Here is a 17,806-nt window from a genome sequence, read left to right on the forward strand (position 1 = left end):
TTCGCGGGTATTTCGCTGTTTCCTAGCCGAGAAATGACAACAGCCCCCAACCTTCATTAGGTAAGGGGCTATTTGCGTTAGTGTATCTATTTATTAGAAGTCCTAGTTGCTTAAACCTGTACGCCTGGCAAGCCAGTCTCCCAAGATTCGATCCCTAACAATTTGCTTCCTAATGGGGAGAGATGTGTCCGGAACGGTTTTGCATGCCAATACTGCAATCTTTCTTGTAGGGTCACTTCATCGAATATGTTAGCGGGGATCATGGTCAAGGGGAACCAAAATGAATCCAAGTCTGAATCAAGGTCAAGATGACATCTTTCCACATCGAAAATAATGAGATCGCACATATTAATTTTCTGATTGCTTTTATGAATCATTGTCTCTGTTTGCAGACAAACCATACCTTGAATGTTAGGAGTCTCCTTCGGATTGAGACTAACCATTAATGCCTGATTGCCGAGAACTTCGCTGAAGGCATCATAGACAGACTCATACATTCGAATATCCCATAACGATTGATGATGCGTTGAATATTCGGCATTCGTTCCGCCTCTTATTAACCATTGTAGATAACGGAGAACGTAAAAGTGAGTCACGGCATTCGGATAGACAACAAAGCCGTGTTCTAGCCAGTTGGAAGCATTCTTTTCTTTCGCTAGATCCAATGTTTACCTCCGCCTTTCATCACCATACATACGGAACAGTAAGAAGTTGTGATCATTGTAGCAGATGATGCCTTAAAAAAACAAGTTGAAATTGCATGATAAATGCTTATAATGACTTATGAACACTTAAATATCTGCAAGAGGCAGGTGGGGAGATTGTATCAGGAAGAACGTCTCAACAATATAGTTGATTATTTAAAGCAACATGGGCGTATAAGCATTCAAGATATTTGTCATTTTTTCGAAGTATCCCGAGACACGGCCCGTCGTGACCTTTTAAGAATGGAAGAGACAGGTCTAATCATTAGAACGCATGGAGGAGCCATTCTCCCTAAACAAGCGAATAAAGTTCATGAATACAGAGAACGTCTGGTACGTGAATCCGAAGAGAAGCACAGGATTGGGGTCTTTGCGGCCTCTCTTGTTAACAATGGCGATTTCATTATGATGGATGCTTCAACGACGGTCCAATTTGCGGCCGAACATCTCACTGCTACAAATGTAGTTGCGGTTACGAATTCAATCGATAACGCGGACGTACTCTCCAAAAAGCCTGCTGTTCGAACGTATTTGCTTGGCGGAGAACTGCATCCTCAGCATCGATTCTTATTTGGGCAGGCAACGATTGAGAAATTAAGGGATTATCAAGCAGACAAATTGTTTCTCGGAGCTTGCAGTATTACGCCTGATGGACTCTTTTACCTCAATGAAGAAGACGGCTTTGTCAAACGTGAGATGATCAAACGAGCAGGTCAAGTTGTCGTGTTAGCTGACCATACGAAATTCGGAGCACAAATGTTCTATCGGGTCTGTGGGCTTGAAGCCATTGACTTGCTCATAACGGATAAACAACCTGAACAAGCGTTTGTAGACATTCTTCAACAGAACAATGTTGAGCTGTTAATTGTTTCAGAAACTGAAAATTAAGTTAAACGCATGCCCACTTTCTAATTTCATTTAAAAGGCAACTCGGAATGTGTCCCAACGCATTTAGTAAGGAGAGGAGGGCTAGTAACATGAATCACGCATTAACGAACCGCCAAATTTGGCTGTGGCGTCTCGCTATCTATTTCATCTTTGCTTTGCCAGGGTTTACGATCTCCTCTTGGGTATCACGTACACCAGCCATCCGGGACGCTTTGGAAGCGACCACATCACAGATGGGCTGGATCATTTTGGGGATGTCTATTGGTGCTATCGTCGGCCTGACGAGTGCTAGTCATCTAATTGCACATAAGGGCGGACGTTTTGTCATGATAACGGGTCTGTTCATAAATGCGGTTGGGCTTCTGGTTGTAGGGATAGCGAGTACGGTGCTTGCAAACAGCATTATGTTGTTTGCCGGATTGGCTGTTTTCGGATTCGGACACGGAATATGCGATGTCGCAATGAATGTAGAGGGAACGGCAGTTGAGAAGGCGGCCAAAAAGTCGTTATTAACTGGCTTTCATGCCGCATTCAGTTTGGGAACACTGCTGGGTTCTTTAGGGGGAACAGGTGCTGTTAAGATAGGGATGTCGGTCCCTATTCATCTGACGCTTGCGGTAGCGATTGTTCTGCTCACCACCTTATTTGTATATCGACTCGTACCAGCAGGCACGGCGAAGGAATCTGCTCATTCAAAAGTGCCGTCAATGAGCACCAGAGAACGTTTGGCTATATGGAAAGAACGGCGAACGCTTTTGATAGGCATCATTGTACTTGGAATGGCTTTTACGGAAGGTTCGGCAAATGACTGGCTGCCGCTTCTCATGGTGGATGGCTATAACGTTACGCCTGCTATGGGTTCATTCGCTTTTGTCGTCTTTGTGACCGCGATGACCCTTTGCCGTATAGTCGGGGGCAAGTTGTTAGACCGGTTCGGCAGAGTTGTCATCCTGCGAGCATCCGCGATTTCCGCCATTACAGGACTGCTTCTCGTTATATTTGGACATAATCACGTCATCGCGATTGTTGGGATTGTGTTCTGGGGATTTGGCGCGGCATGCGGTTTTCCTGTGGGACTGTCTGCAGCAGGTGACGATCCTCGCGGCGTTGCCGCAAGAGTCGGAGCTGTATCGACGGTGGGCTATATCGCTTTCCTTGTGGGTCCCCCTCTATTAGGGCTAATCGGCGAATCCGTTGGATTACTCCGTGCTCTAATTGTAGTGTTAATTACAGTTGCTGTTGCTGGATTACTATCGCAAGCAGCCAAGCCACTTGGGGCACAAACAAGGAAGGCGAACGACCCGAAGACAAATTTTGAATCCTTTTCCTAAGCTGATTGTATCCAATGATAGGGAGATGAACATATGACGGAAGAAGAACGCATTTTTAAGGGGATTTTATTTAGCCCTGGTAATCCTGAATTAAAGGCTATAAAGCTCCGTGCACATAACCTTAGCAGTCAATATAGCCGTACTTTTGAGGATCAGACAGAGGAACGCGAAGAGATACTTGAACAGCTGCTTGGCAAAATGGGGGAACGCGGCTTCATCCAGGGGCCCATTTTCTTTCATTACGGGGTTCATACAGAAATCGGAAATCATTTCTTTGGCAACTACAATCTTACCGTACAGGACGATGCAAAGGTTACGATTGGGAATAATGTCGCTTGTGGACCTAACGTAACGATTGTTACACCTGTTCATCCGTTTATCGCCTCTGAGCGCAGGCAAATGCTTGACCAGAATGGTGAAGTTAAGTCGCTATGTTACGCAAAGCCTGTGACGATCGGAAATGATGTGTGGCTCTCAGCCAATGTAACGATATGCGGCGGTGTTACCATTGGAGACGGATGCGTTATAGGAGCAGGCAGTGTGGTGACTCAAGATATCCCGGCAAACTCCTTTGCTGCAGGTGTTCCATGCAGAGTCATTCGCGAGATTACAGATGCGGACAGTATGCGATATAAACCGGAAGTGCTGGCAGATTGCCGTGTGATTCCGGATTTAGAGTCCTAATACACGGTAAGTATAAGTATGTAAGCCCACACAAGCCAACCATATTACAATTAATGAAGCATGTACAAAAAGATCGTTCTGAAAATGCATTTTCGGAACGATCTTTTTTATAGGGTATTTGTGGTGAGACAATCGAAATTTACTCCAGCCGATCTGCACCAATCCAGCTCATTTCTTCTATATCAAGGATACCTTTAAATTCTTCTACAAGCTGATATTGATTCTGAGGATTTGATAGGTTTTCTAATTCCAACAGTTGCCTCAGTTGCTCAAGCTGGTCGGCTCTAAGTTCGAATAGAGAAAAGGCGGTTACATCAAGCCTGTTGATTAACGCTTTGACCCGGTCTTCCTTGCTTCGCAACTGCTCCAATTCCTGCACCATGTCCTCTTTGAAACTATCCGAATCGGGACTTAGGTAAAGAAGCTCAATATGATCTTGATCTGGAAATTTCTCTTGGACGTATTCCATCAATTCAATTTCTTCCTGCTCGTAGGAAAAATCGAACGTTGCAATCACATCTCCTCGTTGCACAATACTGAATCCCCAGCCGTGATCTTCAAAATTGTAAAAGTACAAAACAGGTGCTTCTTGCGTAATGTCCATAATATCTTCCGGAACGGCTTCACTGGCACCGGTTGATTCGGTAATAAATACACTCCACTTATTATTCAGTTCTTCTACATGGATAGTATTATGCTTTTGGACTATATGTTTATATGTAGTAAGAATTAAGTTTCCCGAAGTAAATTCGCTCATTTATAGTTCCTGCCTTTTTGTGAAATAAAAACGATGTTCAAGCCATATAATTCTACTTCATCATTTCATATTCCTTGCTGGATAAAGTTTTTAGAGAAAAATAATAGGAAAAAGTAGGGAACGGATGATATTTGTCGAAATAAGGCTATAACCATGTTGAAGACGAAAATTACAGGATTTTATTACATAACAACGATGAGGTGTACTCGTGTCTAAACTCGCAATACGCAGCTTCTTATTATTAAGTATCGTGTTACTACTGCTAGCTTCCAATCAAGTTTATGCTCAGGGCACATTGAAGCAAATTCCAACCAGCCAGTTTACCACGTTAAAAATTAACGGGCAAAATCATGGACAGTTTCGAGGAAGCCTATCCTTTAAGTTTAATAGCCTTTCGCTAGTGACTCAGCCGAAAGACCTTTATTATTCACCTAAGACAAAACTGACTTATAGTCTGGGCAACTTTAATGTATTCAAGAATGTTAACGAGAACGTTCTGAAAGCTTTCGATACATCGGGTAAACTGAAATGGAAAGTTAATATTCAGGAAGAAGGGTATCAATCGTTGATTTATGGCGAAGAAGATATCTTGTTTGTGCACGTGACACCTTTAAATATGATTAATCGGACAGAACCGAACGTACTATATGCATTCGATTTAAATGGACACATGAAATGGAAATATATTTTCCCAGAAGCGCAACAGATGTTTTTGCCAATTTGGCATGTGGGGCCAAAAGGTGCATTTTATACAATAACAAATGATGCGATTGTGTGTATACAGGACGGGAAGATGAAATGGGAAGTGAAAATGCCTACGAAAATCAATGAATTAGATCAAATGCATACGTCAATTGTATCTATATTCGTCGATGGGACTGGGAACTTATATACGAAAGATGTAGAGGACTGGGTGGAGAAGAGGGATCCGGATCATCGTCTTGTCTGGAAAAGAAACCTAGGTTCAGGTCGCCTAGAGCTGGTTGGAGGGGATCAGTACTTTCTATCAATTAAACATACTTCTCTTCGTTACTATAGTACCAAGACAGGCAACTCAGTAAACAGCCCAGTTATTGATTACAAAGAGTTTGACGGTGATCGGATTCCGAATGATACAAAAGGCGGGTTCTACGCAGCGGAGAAAGAGGATTCAATTGGACTGTCCTCTGGTAATGGCGTTGTGAAGTTTAATGAAAAGGGTCAGATTCTTTGGCATTATAAAATGCGTTTCAACGGGTATGCTTCGGTAGCTACTGGTTCTTTAAGGAGTGATAGTCAAGGAAATGTATATTTTCTTGATAACGGGGGACGTCTTTACTCACTAGATTCAAATGGAAATGAGCGATTTATCGTATTAACAAGGGATATAGGCGGGTCATTTTCTCCACTGTATGTAAGTCCTGATGGCACTGCAGTTTCATCTAATGGAGATGTTGGGACATACATGATTACATCCATTAAGAAGTCCTAGATTACGTATCGCAAGGAGAGTAGAAGTGACAGCAGCATTAGATTTGTATTTGAATGAAAAGTTTCTGGGGCTGAAGCTGGAATCTCCATTGTTTTATAATGCAGATGTCGGCATTCGTTATGAAATCGGGAATCCGGATCCTTCCGTTTCAGATGAGAAGTACAGAGAGCAAGTTCATTATCGTTCTACCACTCTATTTAAAAGTTCACATCAGCCTAGTGATGAATTATTTATTGTGTTATTCCTGGACGTTCAAACGACAAGAAAACCTTACAAAATAAATGTCTTTAGAAAAGGCGTCAAACACAAAAACACATTAAAAAATCTAAGCTGCAGCAGCGTAACACTAACGGATGAAGAAGAGGCGGAGGGATGGGAATCCTACCGATTCGTATTGAGCTGCAAGGCATCAGATATTAAGCCCATAACGTTCCTCTTTTCGGATTATAGAATTTTTATCGTCAATCAAACACGAGATACCATCTTTTATTTGTATGACAGCAGAGGTTTGGATATCGTCTCCAATGCTGCCGCTCCCCTCAAAGAGCTATACATTCGTTATAATCACTGGATTTTAGATTATGACAGAGCGCATATCGCTTCCATTTTCAACAACGGAAATTCCAATCTTTAACCATGTCACTAACCATGTTATTCCAAAAGAAGAGGGAGAAGCGCCCTGACGCTTCTCCCTCTTTTTTGCTCCCCAGCTTATCGCGTCAAAATCGCATCAACGTCTTTCTTCAGCGCATCCAGACTTTCCTGGATGTTCAGCTTATCCGTCCAGATGTCGCTAATGCGAGTAACCAGAAGGTTTTCGACTTCGTGGTAAACGCCGTTTTTAGGTCTCATTTTACTGAACTTCAGCTCATCGATCGCGACTTGGTAGCCCGGAAGCTGTGCTATCGTGTTTTTCATAATGTCAGTGTCGAGTGAAGAGAGTCTTGTCGGCAAATAGCCGGTGTTGACTGAAGCATAGGCAGCCTGATCCGTATCCGTGATCCATTTCATAAATTCGAACGCAGCGGCTTTTTCAATATCAGTGCCAGTGTTAGCCAGGTACACATTAGATCCGCCAACAGAGACGCCTCGTGTTCCGCCTTCACCGGCAGGAATCATAGCGACACCGAGCTCTGTTTTGGTTTTGGCTGCAAGGCCCAGAAATATTTTATAGCCCCCAATGCTGGAGAAGGTAAGGAGAGTGTCCGGGCTGGAAACAGCGCCAATGAAATCATTTTGCTGTGTGGCGCTCAGCACTTTGATATACCCTTTGCTAATCAGATCATTCAAATAGGTAATGAGGTCGACAGCGCCCTTGCTGTTGATATTGGCAGCTGTTTCGTCTTCGTTCAAAATCGTAGTGTTGGAGTAGGAGTACAGCAGCGCCTCCATCACCCAGAAGTCGTTGTTAAACAGATACATAGGCGTTTTTCCAGTCGCGTCATAGGAGGCTTTCAAATAGCTTTCCAGCTCGGCAAAAGTTTGCGGTCCTTTCTCGTCCATGCCCACTTTTTTCGCCAATGTTTTATTGATATACATAACAGGCAAGCTTCGCATATGAGGGAAGGCATACATATCTTCACCGACGTAGAGGTTGCCTAAATCTCCAATTTTAAAATCTTCTCTATCGAAATCACTCGCTTTCATGTAAGGCTCCAGATCGACAATTGTATCGTTATCGGCAAAGCCTTTCGTCATTGCAACTTCATCGATGAAAACATTAGGAAGTGTATTGGCAATCGCTGCAGCATTGATCTTTTTCTGCGTTTCCCAATAATCGCCCTGATACTCCGCATTAACATGAATGTTCAATTCGGCGCCTTTTGTTTTATTAAATTCATCGACTAGCTCCTGATTGACTTTCTCCATGGCAGAAGTCCAGAACTGGACTTCAACGACTTTGTCTCCCTTTGTATACGCAACCGCAGTCTCATTCTGAGCAGCTCCGGATTGTCCGCAGCCGGCTAATAGAATCGTGGTTGCCAGTATAGCTGTTGTGAAAGGAATAAGTCTTTTTTTGATCGATTTCATTGGGGTTGTCATGGTGTTCCTCCCGTTAGTTGCGTTCTTATTTGACGCCCGAATACGTAAAAGCTTTAATAATGTGCTTTCTAGCAAAGGAGAAAATGATTAAGACTGGAAGAATCAGCATCATGTTGCCGGCCATTACAATGTGAGGGTTTAACCCCTCGGCATCCTGCAGTTTTTTCACGCCAAGCGGCAAGGTACGGACAGCATCGGTTGTCGTCCATGCCAGCGGGAAGAAGTAACTGTTCCAAGTCCCGATAAAAGTAAGGAGCGCTAGTGTAGACAGCGTAGGAATAGCCATCGGCAGCATGATGGTGCGGATAATTTTAAACTCGCCGGCGTTGTCCAGTCGTGCAGCCTCCAGAATCGAATCCGGAATTTGCATAAATGTCTGTCTAAGCATGAAGATCGCCATACCGCTTGCGATAAATGGGACGATCAAGGAAATATAGGTGTTGAGAAGTCCGGTCTTGGCGAACATGACGAAAATCGGAAGAAAAATGAGCTGTCCTGGAATCATCATTGTAAAAAGTACCAAGCCGAACAAGACGCCCTTGCCCCTGAATTGATATCTGGCAAAAGCATACGCTGCAGGTACGACAACGAGAATCTGGCCAATTATCGTGCCTGCCGTAATGATGATTGAGTTTTTGGTATAGTGCATGAAGTTGATTCTTGTAAAAGCTTGCTGGAAGTTCACCCACTGCAGCTTGTCCACCCAAAATTTTGGCGGAACAGCAATGACCTCATCCAATGTTTTGAAGGCGCTGAGGAACATCCAATAGAATGGAGCCAGGAAAACGATGATGAGCAGCAAAGAAAGCAATAGCCGGATAATGAATTTAGGGGTTCTGACCCAGTCCTTCATTTCAGTTGACCCCCCTTTTTAACGGTAATGAACACGCTTATTGAGTACTCTGAAGTAGACCAAAGTGATTAGCCCTACAATGGCCATGAGCACAACGGCGATAGCCGACGCGTACCCGACGCGATAGTACTCAGAGCTCTGCTTATAAATGCTGAAGATTAGCGTATTGGTCGCATTGGATGGACCTCCGTTCGTCATGACGCTGATCGTTTCAAAAGCTTGGAAGGAGCTAATGATATTCATCAGCGTGAGAAAGAACAGGGTAGGCGAAATCATTTTCAGCGTAATTTGAAAAAAAACAGAGCGTTTGGACGCGCGGTCCAGCGCTGCCGCCTCATAGAGATAGGGCGGAATCGAACCAAGCGCCGAGAGAATAATTAACACATTAAACCCGACGGATTTCCATACGGACACAAGAACGATGGAGAACAAGGCGATGCGCTTATCGGTCAACCAGCCTACAGCATCTCCCCCGAAGAGCGAGAGAATGTAGTTGAATAGCCCTTTGTCGGTATTCATCAGCCACATCCAAATTAGTGAGACAGACACCAGCGATATAATATTCGGCGTAAAACTAATCGTCTGAATAAACCGGTTGACCAGGGTGTTTTTCTGCAAAAATAACGCAAGCAGCAGCGCAAGTACGATAACTAGAGTGACCTCCATTACGGTGTACCAAATGGTGTTCATCAGCGTTTGCGTAAAGTCATGGCTAGTGAAAAGCTCCGTATAGTTTTTTAATCCGATAAACTTCATCGGCCCCCGCATATTCCAAGAGAAAAAGCTCAAATAGACGTTGTAACCAATCGGATAAACATAGAAGGTTACGAGAATAAGGACGGCTGGCGCGACCATCAAATAAGGCAGAAATCGCCTTAATGTTCCGCTGCCGCTCATGATCGTTCACTCGACAATTCCGATGATTTCGAAGTGCTGTTTGTACCATAAATTCGCTTCTCATCGTTATCGAAGAAGGCTAAATGGGTTGGTTCAACATACATTGTCGTTTTGCTCAAATCGCGCTCCAGGCTGTCGAAGCATTTAATAGCAATGTTCTGGCTGCGGTCAAGGTCAGCCTTATAGATCGTTTCTGCGCCTAATATTTCGCGCGCAGTCAGAACGCCTTCAAATGCAATAACGCTGTTTCTTGCAGCGGGCTCAATCGCATCCAGGTTGAATTTAATCTTTTCCGGCCTGAATCCAACATACTTCGCTCCCTTGGGGGCGAGCTGCTGCAGCGCGTTCTGACTGTATTGGAGCTCCAAGATGTTCATAGCAGGCGTGCCGATAAATTTGCTGGAAAAGATATTATCTGGCTGCTGGTACATACGGCGAGGTGTGTCTTCCTGCATCACCTTTCCGCCGTCCATCAGTACAATTTTCGTCCCCATGCTCATCGCTTCAACCTGATCATGCGTTACATAAACAAAGGTCGCTCCGAGCTTCTTATGCAGCTCGATCAGCTCCGTGCGCATTTGCTGTCTCAGCTTGGCATCCAGATTGGACAATGGCTCGTCCATCAGAAAGATAGCAGGCTTCTTAACCATCGCTCTGGCAAGAGCCAGCCGCTGCCGTTCTCCGCCTGACAGAAACTCCGGTTTCTTGTGCAGATGCTTGGTGATCCCGACAGTTTCAGCAATATCTTCAATCAGGCGCTTTCGCTCCTCTTTGGGGACCTTGTTGTTTTTGAGACCGTACTCGATGTTTTGCTCGACCGTCATCGTCGGATACAAAGCATAATTTTGGAACACCATGGCTAAATTCCGCTTGCCGGGCTCCACTTTATTCATGTTTTGACCGCCAATGAATATCGTCCCGCCGGTATTCTCCTCGAGCCCCGCAATCATGCGAAGCGTGGTCGATTTGCCGCAGCCGGACGGTCCAACGAGGACGGTAAAGCTGCCGCTTTCGATTGTCAGATTGAGATTTTCAATGATGGATTTATCTCCGTACTTTTTCTCTACATTTTCCAGCACGATGCTGCTCATATCCATTTCCTCCGTCTAGCTGTCATTCTCTTAAGTCTGATTTTTACTGTATCTGAGCCGGCAGTTATGCCTGCTTCGATTCTCGAAGACGATAAGCTACATCCGGAAAGTCCGTAATAATGGCATCAACGCCTGCATCGATCATTTCTTCCATAACGGCAGCCTGATTAACAGTCCAGGCATTGATCTGAATGCCTTGTTGATGCGCCTGCTCGACAGTGCTTTTGTCGACGATAGAGAATAAGGGGTGAAGCGCATCGGCATTGGCCGATTTCGCATATTCCTCGCCTTGATACAGCTTGGAGAAATGCAGCAGCCCGGTTGAAATTTCTGGACAGGCTTGCTTCAGCTCGACCATGGAGCTGTGGTTGAAGGAGGAGAAGATAACCTGATCCACCAGCTCATATTCTTGGACCAGCTTGGCGGCTGCAACGTTCAGACCATCATATTTGCCGACGTTGGTCATAATGTCCTTGATCTCGATGTTCAGGTATAAATTATGCGTCTTCACCAGTTCCAGCACCTGACTGAGCGTCGGGATTTCGGCTGTCGCATACTCTTGCTCAAAGCCGGCATTGTAATTAAACTGCTTCAGCTCGGCAAGTGTGAGATCTGTCACATTCCCGGTGCCGTTGGAGGTTCTATCGATCGTATCGTCATGGATAACGACGATTTCTCCATCCTTCGTAATATGAATGTCAATTTCGAATCCGTCTGCATGCTGCTGAATCGCGAGTCTGAAAGCTTCCATCGTATTCTCCGGAGCATAGCCGCTTGCTCCGCGATGACCCAGTATTTTAAGTTTTTCCATCTCGTTATCCTTCCTGACTTTGGTTTTTTGCCATTTTGGTATACAAGCTTTGCATAAAAGAATAGGACTTTACTTCGTCGTAATTGGCTCTAAACTTCTGATCATCCAGATCTTTGCGTGTATGGATGTCCATATCCCGAAGATCGGCGCAAATGTCTGGGCAATCGGTAATGATCACATCTGCTCCAACCTCGATCATCGATTTAACGGCAGCGACCTCATTGACGGTCCATGCATGGATACGTATTCCTGCGTTATGAGCCTTTGTCACCATGTCAGGCGTCACGCTGATGAAGAAGGGATGGAGGGCAGAAGCGTCCGCTGTTTTGGCATATTCCCCGCCGTTATATAAGCCTTCCAAATAAAGCAAGCCCGTTCTTATTACCGGAAAAGCTTGCTTGATTTGCGCCATAGAATGATGGTTGAAGGAGGAGAAGCTCACTCGTTCAGTCAGCCCGTATTCTTGCACCAGCTTGGCGGCATCCAGACTGATTGTTGTACGATCATGATCGGAAAAGATGATGTTTTCTTCGATATTCAGCTCGAGTTCACACGCCTTTACAAGCTCCAGCACTTCATGAAGTGTTGGAATTTCGGTGCGGCTATATTTATCTTCAAAGCCGGCATTGAAGTTGAATGCTTTGAGCTCGGCGAGCGTGTAGTCGGCAACTTCTCCCTTGCCATTGGAGGTTCTGTCGATTGTATCGTCATGGATGACGACGATTTCCCCATCCTTTGTGCGGTGAATGGTTATGTCGAGCCCGTCGGCATGCTGCTGCACAGCAAGCTCGAAAGCTTCCATCGTATTTTCAGGAGCATATGCGCTTGCTCCGCGGTGTGCCCAAATTTTTAACTGCTCCATAATCAACTTCCTTTTCGTCTATTTTCAACAATAATTGGACGATGGTGACAGATAATTCGGAATTCTCTGGATGTTAGATGGAGACCCGGTTATGAATAAGCATTCTCCTTTATTTGTTTGCCTGAATTCCCCTACATACTAGATAGCGTTTGTTTACGGAATGATAAAATGATGCAAATGTTATGTAAATGTCTTAGTGCTAAAACATCTCGATTTATTTTCTTACATTAGTGCGCGTCAGCAGATAACGGGAAAAAAAAATTTATCTTTTTGTTGAACCGCGTATTTGACATCGTATTTGAATCTTAATGGATCAAGGTTTTGTTAATTTTTTTAAAAGCTCTTGACTTAAAGTGAACTTTAACGTGTAGAATAGGGGTGATCAAGCTGGATAATCTGCTGTAAACGGGAGGAGACCGATCATGCACGTATACGATAAGTTTTATATAAACGGACAATTTGTGAAGCCATTGGGTACGGAACAGATAGAGCTCATTAATCCTGCCAACAAGCAAGCAGCCGGTAAAGTTGTGCTGGGGAACGTTGAGGATACACAAAAAGCAATTGAAGCGGCTAAAGCCGCATTTAAAACATATTCCAAAACGAGCGTTAAGGAGCGCGGGGAAATTCTTTCGCGGCTGCATGAAGCGTTATCGGATCGATCTGACAGATTAACGGAGGCAACTGTTCAGGAATACGGAGCGCCGGTGTCAGTAGCCACCATGCTGACCAAAATTGCGGTTGATGCATTTTCGCACATGAAGGAAACGATGGAGTCGTATCCATTCATACGTACGGCTGGTACAGCAAAAGTCCGGATGGAGCCAGTAGGTGTCGTGGGAGCCATTACGCCATGGAATGCGAATGCAACGCACATAGCGAATAAAATTGCGCCAGCACTTGCGGCCGGCTGCACTGTAGTTGTGAAGCCAAGCGAATTCAGCGCGGCGCAAACAGAAATTTTTATGGAAGCTGTCCATGCGGCTGATATTCCCGCAGGCATTATTAATATCGTTAACGGCAAGGGAGAAGTGGTCGGCGAAGAGTTAACCCGCCATCCGGACGTTACCGGTATAACGTTTACAGGCTCCACGCTAATCGGAAAACGAATTGCGGCAGGTGCGGCGGCTAACTTAAAGCGGGTTACGCTCGAGCTTGGGGGAAAATCGCCTACTGTCATTTTGGATGACGCCGACTTAACGAAAGCCGTTCCGCTTGCGGTAGGCGCCGGATTCATCAACAGCGGTCAGGCTTGTCTGGCTGGAACAAGGGTGCTCGTTCCCGAATCGCGTCTGGAGGAGGTCAAGCGTTTAATGGCTGAGACCGTCGAAGCGTTAAAAGTAGGCGACCTCTGGAATGAAGCTGCGGTGATTGGGCCGATGGTCAATCAGAAGCAATTCGAAAGGGTTCAGCATTATATTAACCAGGCAATCGAAGATGGAGCTGAAGTGGTTGTCGGCGGCGCAGGCAGTCCTCAAGGGCTCGAAGACGGTTACTATGTGAAGCCGACGGTGTTTGCAAATGTGACGAATGATATGACCATTGCGCGGGAAGAAGTATTTGGCCCCGTCTTGTCGATCATAACTTATAAGACCGAAGATGAGGCCATTGAAATCGCCAACGATACACTGTATGGCTTACAGGCGTTCGTCTTCTCTGGAAGTACGGAACGTGGCAATCGTGTAGCGGAGCAAATTGTGGCCGGACGGGTTTCGGTTAACGGCTTGCACGATGAACCAAAAGCGCCGTTTGGCGGATTCAAGCAATCCGGTATAGGCAGAGATCACGGCACCTATGGAATCGAAGAGTATTTGGAGCCGAAGTCGATCCTGGGCCACAATGCCGTTTTATAGATGTTATTTCGTTTCGGCACCGATCAAAATGTAAATCTGCATGTTGTAAGCCGCTTTTCCGGCGAATTCTCGCATCAAAATGCAAATGTGCATTTTGATTGGCCAAAATAGGCGCAATTGGGGAGAAAACGGCGATTTCAAATGTACTTTTACATTTTGAACGCTAGTTTGTAGCTTTTGACGCTCATCAGCCTGCACTTTTGCATTTTGTTTCTTGTATAGCGTAGAGTAATCCAATATGCTGATTTATTTGACTATGTATCTATTGTTCTCAAATTATATCAAGCTAATAAAATGAAAATGGTCCTCTCATTTGGAGAGGACCTAAACAGTAACATATCTAACTGAGTTAATTAATCTTGATTAGTTCAGCAATGGAAATTAAATAATCCAAATCAGCCGCGCCCCCTGGTGAGGCAACGGTATAGAATTTATTATCTGTGATAAGATGAACAATCTTTCTTTCAAGTGCATTTTCAATGACCGCCGTATGCCCGTTAATTTCTTGGACAGACAAATTACTAGCTGCATACCAAGTTTTCGTATCCTCAACGGCCTTTTGTTCATCTCCATAGATATTAGACGATTGAGATATAGTTATCATATTTTTTTTGTCAGCCAATGTATAAATCACTGTTACTATTTCACCTGAAGTGTCCTTTCTTGCTTGAACGTGAGATTTTTCAAGGATTGGGTTTGAAGTCAAATTGTTATTCTGCAAAGCGGAATCCTCTGCAAGATCTAAAGGAATATTAATATCTTCCTCTAGGGAACTTACATCAACTCTTGTATTCGCAGATTGATCTGCTAATGGAGGAAGAAGCACTTCTTCTTTGGTTACAGCAGTAGATTGATCTAAGGATGGAGTGTTTGCCTCTATATTTTCACTAGCAGCAACGTAAGTATGATTGTACAAAAGCGTAGAACCTCCGATAACGACAGAAGCAGCCAATATTGAAGCAAAAATAACTTTTCTATTCACCATATAATGAAGTCTCCTTTTTTGAGTTAATTAATCTTGATTAGTTCAGCGATGGAAATTAAATAATCCAAATCAGCCGCCCCACCTGGTGAGGCAACGGTATAAAATTTATCATCTGTAATAAGATGAATATGTTTTCTTTCTGATGCATTTTCAATGACGGCCGTATGCCCGTTAATTTCTTGGACAGACAAATCACTAGCTGCATACCAAGCTTTCGCATCCTCAACGGCCTTTTGTTCTTCTCCATAGATATTAGACGATTGAGATATACCTATCTCATGTTTTTTATCAGCCAAAGTATAATACACGCTTACTTCTTCACCATAAGTTGTCTTTTTTGCCTGAATTTCAGCCTTTTTAATGATTGGATTTGAAGTCAAATTGCTGCTCTGCCATGCGGAATCCTCTGCAAGATCTAAAGGAATGTTAATATCTTCCTCGAGAGAGCTTACAGCAACTCTTGTATTCGCAGATTGATCTGCTAATGGAGGAAGAAGCACTTCCTCTTTGGTTACAGCAGCAGGTTGATCTATGGATTGTGTGTTTGCCTCTACATTTTCACTAGCAGCAACGAAAGTATCATTGTACAAAAGCGCAGATCCTCCAATAACGACAGAAGCAGCTACTAATGACGCAAAAATAACTTTTCTATTCACCATATAGTTAATTCCCCTTTTTCCGTAAGTTTATTATTTAAAGACCACATATGCAGTAAAGCTGATTGGGCGATTAGAAATCTCACTTTTCTTTCAAATACATGCTATACTAGTAGACGTATATAATAGTAAAATGTTTCCTTAAAAGCTAAAACGGAACAAAATATCCATCCCAAACATAAATCAATGAAATAACCCAGAACAGCTAGACGAGGACCATGGTGATCACGCCATGGTCTTTCTTGTGATTGAAAAGGAAAGGAATGATCTTATCATGTGGCCATCCATTCGAGCTTTTTTGAATATCCCGGAGAACCTTACGGGGAAGGGGGTTAATATTGCTGTCATTGACAGCAGCTTCGCACAGCATCCAGATATCACGTCCAATCGGCAGCGGAATACTTACCTTATACAAACTTCAGAGCCTGATACACAGCCTGTGCTATTGCAGTCTAATGAAGGGCCTTGGAATAAGGGGCTGCATGGACTTTGGAGTGCCACAGCTGCAGCCGGATCTGGGATGCTTTCCAATGGCTTTTTTACGGGGGCAGCGCCGGACGCAAATCTCTATTTGCTGCAGACTGGATCGTTCTACACTTCTAATGATGCGGAAGAAAAAATCGGCAAGGCTCTGGAGTGGCTCAAAGCAAATTGGCGCAGCTCTAACATTCGTGGCGTCGTTCTCACAGTCACTGCAACTCGAGATACTGGATTGCTGCCTTGGCAAGCTGATCCTGTTCGTATTCTATGTGAGGAACTGATGAGTGAGGGTCTCTTGATTGTATCCTCATCTGGAAATACGAAAGAACTAACCTGCGATGGTCCGTCAGCATCTCCCTCTGTACTGTCAGTTGGCGGTGTTATCGTCCCAGTAGATGGAGATGCTCTTCATGCACAGGCTTATCATGGGTGCAGAGGAAATACATTTGATAACAAATGGGTTCCAGAAATCCTTGCTCCTGCGGGAAATGTAGTGCTGCCCATGCCGTTTCAGTCCGAGGAGGAACGGCTGCATCACTACACAGCTTCCTACGATAATTTGCCTGATGGTTATGCCAGAACGGAAGGCACTTCTTATTCAGGGCCGATCATACTGGGGGCCGCAGCATGTATTTGGCAGGTGAATCCGTTATGGTCTGCCGCCAAAGTGAAGGAAGCGATCTTGAGGAGCAGCACCCATTCCCCTCATGTATGGAACGAGCTTCGTTCCGGTCTAGTGAATGTTTCTGCTGCGGTGAATATGAATGTATCATTCGATGATGAAGGATTCCTCGCTACCACTCCTTTTTTGTTATGGAAGAGCTGGAAAGAAAGAGAGCATACGGAAAGTTTAGCCGCATTAAGGAGCGGGGATGAAGAGGAAACACTCGCCGCGCTCTTCTCTTATTTTTCAGAGCCATTATCGATAGAAATGTTTCATGATATCCATCCCTTACTGCAACACTCTTCCTATAAAATTCGTGCGGCGGCAATTATTCTTTTGTCAGAATGCCCTGAGACTATTTCAATAGAGGATTTGCGTCCATTATTCAAAGATACCAGCAGCTACGTGCGAATGGGCGTTCTGTATGCATGCGGCAAATGTCCAGACTTATGGGAGCAACTGCTGATCGATATTGCTGCACTATTTTCAGATATGGATTCAGATATCCAATACGCTTCATTAACACTTGCAGCGCAAGTGAAACATCCTTTCTTTATCTCCCCGATCATTGCAGGGTTAATGGATGATGCGGTAAATCAAAGGGTCTCGACCTTTAGTCAACGATGCCATGCGCTTGAACAGATTACGGGGATACAGTTCGACTCGGAGCCAGAATGGCGTGAGGGCCAATGCTGGTATTCGGCAAGAAGTACGGAGACAAGAGTAGGCATTGCGCGAAAATGGATAGCGTGGCAGTCAAGCTGAAGTGTGGAAAT

17 protein-coding genes are annotated in these 17,806 nt (G+C 44.4%); 7 read left to right on the plus strand and 10 right to left on the minus strand.

What is annotated here, in order from left to right; genetic code table 11:
- Positions 1-110 precede the first annotated feature (110 nt).
- The gene (locus tag IEX98_RS05865; protein ID WP_188888018.1) at positions 111-665 is read right to left on the minus strand and encodes a hypothetical protein; all 555 of its coding nucleotides are present in this window, start codon (positions 663-665) and stop codon (positions 111-113) included.
- A 156-nt stretch (positions 666-821) separates the two neighbouring features.
- Between IEX98_RS05865 and IEX98_RS05870 the strand changes: the two genes are divergently transcribed.
- From IEX98_RS05870 to IEX98_RS05880, 3 genes are all read left to right on the plus strand, one after another.
- Positions 822-1,592 (plus strand): DeoR/GlpR family DNA-binding transcription regulator, encoded by a 771-nt coding sequence (locus IEX98_RS05870; RefSeq protein ID WP_188888019.1) that lies wholly within the window; start codon positions 822-824, stop codon positions 1,590-1,592.
- 89 nt (positions 1,593-1,681) lie between these two features.
- Positions 1,682-2,923, plus strand: coding sequence for an MFS transporter (locus tag IEX98_RS05875; protein WP_188888020.1), 1,242 nt, complete (start codon positions 1,682-1,684; stop codon positions 2,921-2,923).
- A gap of 33 nt (positions 2,924-2,956) precedes the next feature.
- Positions 2,957-3,607, plus strand: coding sequence for a sugar O-acetyltransferase (locus IEX98_RS05880; protein ID WP_188888021.1), 651 nt, complete (start codon positions 2,957-2,959; stop codon positions 3,605-3,607).
- A gap of 139 nt (positions 3,608-3,746) precedes the next feature.
- Here IEX98_RS05880 and IEX98_RS05885 read toward each other — a convergent pair whose 3' ends face one another.
- Positions 3,747-4,364, minus strand: coding sequence for a hypothetical protein (locus IEX98_RS05885; RefSeq protein WP_188888022.1), 618 nt, complete (start codon positions 4,362-4,364; stop codon positions 3,747-3,749).
- A gap of 208 nt (positions 4,365-4,572) precedes the next feature.
- On the opposite strand from IEX98_RS05885, the gene IEX98_RS05890 reads away from it, so the two are divergent.
- Together IEX98_RS05890 and IEX98_RS05895 are read left to right on the plus strand one after the other, a co-directional pair.
- Entirely contained in the window at positions 4,573-5,835 is a 1,263-nt protein-coding gene (locus IEX98_RS05890; protein ID WP_188888023.1) for a hypothetical protein, read from the plus strand.
- Positions 5,836-5,860: 25 nt separating this feature from the next.
- Positions 5,861-6,469 carry a DUF3885 domain-containing protein gene (locus IEX98_RS05895; protein WP_188888024.1) on the plus strand — a complete coding sequence of 203 codons (609 nt, stop codon included), beginning with the start codon at positions 5,861-5,863 and terminating at the stop codon, positions 6,467-6,469.
- 77 nt (positions 6,470-6,546) lie between these two features.
- On the opposite strand, the gene IEX98_RS05900 is transcribed toward IEX98_RS05895, so the two are convergent.
- The 6 genes from IEX98_RS05900 to IEX98_RS05925 all read right to left on the minus strand — a co-directional run bounded on the left by IEX98_RS05900 (position 6,547) and on the right by IEX98_RS05925 (position 12,392).
- The gene (locus tag IEX98_RS05900) at positions 6,547-7,878 is read right to left on the minus strand and encodes an ABC transporter substrate-binding protein (RefSeq protein WP_188888025.1); all 1,332 of its coding nucleotides are present in this window, start codon (positions 7,876-7,878) and stop codon (positions 6,547-6,549) included.
- A 25-nt stretch (positions 7,879-7,903) separates the two neighbouring features.
- Positions 7,904-8,731, minus strand: coding sequence for a carbohydrate ABC transporter permease (locus IEX98_RS05905; protein ID WP_188888026.1), 828 nt, complete (start codon positions 8,729-8,731; stop codon positions 7,904-7,906).
- 18 nt (positions 8,732-8,749) lie between these two features.
- Positions 8,750-9,628, minus strand: a complete 879-nt coding sequence (locus tag IEX98_RS05910; protein ID WP_188888027.1) for a carbohydrate ABC transporter permease — start codon at positions 9,626-9,628, stop codon at positions 8,750-8,752.
- On the minus strand, positions 9,625-10,719 hold the full coding sequence (locus IEX98_RS05915) for an ABC transporter ATP-binding protein (protein WP_188888028.1): 1,095 nt from the start codon (positions 10,717-10,719) through the stop codon (positions 9,625-9,627). Before IEX98_RS05915 ends, IEX98_RS05910 begins: the two co-directional genes overlap by 4 nt.
- 64 nt (positions 10,720-10,783) lie before the next feature.
- Entirely contained in the window at positions 10,784-11,530 is a 747-nt protein-coding gene (locus IEX98_RS05920; protein ID WP_188888029.1) for a glycerophosphodiester phosphodiesterase, read from the minus strand.
- Between the two features lie 4 nt (positions 11,531-11,534).
- A complete protein-coding gene (locus IEX98_RS05925; RefSeq protein ID WP_188888030.1) occupies positions 11,535-12,392 on the minus strand; it encodes a glycerophosphodiester phosphodiesterase in 858 nt (285 codons plus the stop codon).
- Positions 12,393-12,814: 422 nt separating this feature from the next.
- Between IEX98_RS05925 and IEX98_RS05930 the strand changes: the two genes are divergently transcribed.
- On the plus strand, positions 12,815-14,245 hold the full coding sequence (locus IEX98_RS05930; RefSeq protein ID WP_188888031.1) for an aldehyde dehydrogenase family protein: 1,431 nt from the start codon (positions 12,815-12,817) through the stop codon (positions 14,243-14,245).
- Positions 14,246-14,594: 349 nt separating this feature from the next.
- Here the strand turns inward: IEX98_RS05930 and IEX98_RS05935 are convergent, their stop codons facing one another.
- On the minus strand, positions 14,595-15,230 hold the full coding sequence (locus tag IEX98_RS05935; protein WP_188888032.1) for a hypothetical protein: 636 nt from the start codon (positions 15,228-15,230) through the stop codon (positions 14,595-14,597).
- A 23-nt stretch (positions 15,231-15,253) separates the two neighbouring features.
- Positions 15,254-15,889: a hypothetical protein gene (locus IEX98_RS05940; protein ID WP_188888033.1), complete on the minus strand. Its 636-nt coding sequence runs from the start codon at positions 15,887-15,889 to the stop codon at positions 15,254-15,256.
- A 271-nt stretch (positions 15,890-16,160) separates the two neighbouring features.
- Between IEX98_RS05940 and IEX98_RS05945 the strand changes: the two genes are divergently transcribed.
- A complete protein-coding gene (locus tag IEX98_RS05945) occupies positions 16,161-17,795 on the plus strand; it encodes a S8 family serine peptidase (protein ID WP_188888034.1) in 1,635 nt (544 codons plus the stop codon).
- Positions 17,796-17,806: the final 11 nt, after the last annotated feature.

Origin of the sequence: Paenibacillus radicis (ex Gao et al. 2016), assembly GCF_014641555.1 — a bacterium.
In the GTDB taxonomy this organism is placed as follows: domain Bacteria; phylum Bacillota; class Bacilli; order Paenibacillales; family Paenibacillaceae; genus Pristimantibacillus; species Pristimantibacillus radicis.

What these genes read in the sequence shown, in the direction of transcription:
- IEX98_RS05920 (WP_188888029.1), bottom strand. Translation starts at nt 11,530, where the DNA reads ATGGAAAAACTTAAAATACTGGGTCATCGCGGAGCAAGCGGCTATGCT.
- IEX98_RS05880 (WP_188888021.1), top strand. Translation starts at nt 2,957, where the DNA reads ATGACGGAAGAAGAACGCATTTTTAAGGGGATTTTATTTAGCCCTGGT.
- IEX98_RS05925 (WP_188888030.1), bottom strand. Translation starts at nt 12,392, where the DNA reads ATGGAGCAGTTAAAAATTTGGGCACACCGCGGAGCAAGCGCATATGCT.
- IEX98_RS05875 (WP_188888020.1), top strand. Translation starts at nt 1,682, where the DNA reads ATGAATCACGCATTAACGAACCGCCAAATTTGGCTGTGGCGTCTCGCT.
- IEX98_RS05945 (WP_188888034.1), top strand. Translation starts at nt 16,161, where the DNA reads ATGTGGCCATCCATTCGAGCTTTTTTGAATATCCCGGAGAACCTTACG.
- IEX98_RS05900 (WP_188888025.1), bottom strand. Translation starts at nt 7,878, where the DNA reads ATGACAACCCCAATGAAATCGATCAAAAAAAGACTTATTCCTTTCACA.
- IEX98_RS05910 (WP_188888027.1), bottom strand. Translation starts at nt 9,628, where the DNA reads ATGAGCGGCAGCGGAACATTAAGGCGATTTCTGCCTTATTTGATGGTC.
- IEX98_RS05905 (WP_188888026.1), bottom strand. Translation starts at nt 8,731, where the DNA reads ATGAAGGACTGGGTCAGAACCCCTAAATTCATTATCCGGCTATTGCTT.
- IEX98_RS05915 (WP_188888028.1), bottom strand. Translation starts at nt 10,719, where the DNA reads ATGAGCAGCATCGTGCTGGAAAATGTAGAGAAAAAGTACGGAGATAAA.
- IEX98_RS05935 (WP_188888032.1), bottom strand. Translation starts at nt 15,230, where the DNA reads ATGGTGAATAGAAAAGTTATTTTTGCTTCAATATTGGCTGCTTCTGTC.
- IEX98_RS05940 (WP_188888033.1), bottom strand. Translation starts at nt 15,889, where the DNA reads ATGGTGAATAGAAAAGTTATTTTTGCGTCATTAGTAGCTGCTTCTGTC.
- IEX98_RS05930 (WP_188888031.1), top strand. Translation starts at nt 12,815, where the DNA reads ATGCACGTATACGATAAGTTTTATATAAACGGACAATTTGTGAAGCCA.
- IEX98_RS05885 (WP_188888022.1), bottom strand. Translation starts at nt 4,364, where the DNA reads ATGAGCGAATTTACTTCGGGAAACTTAATTCTTACTACATATAAACAT.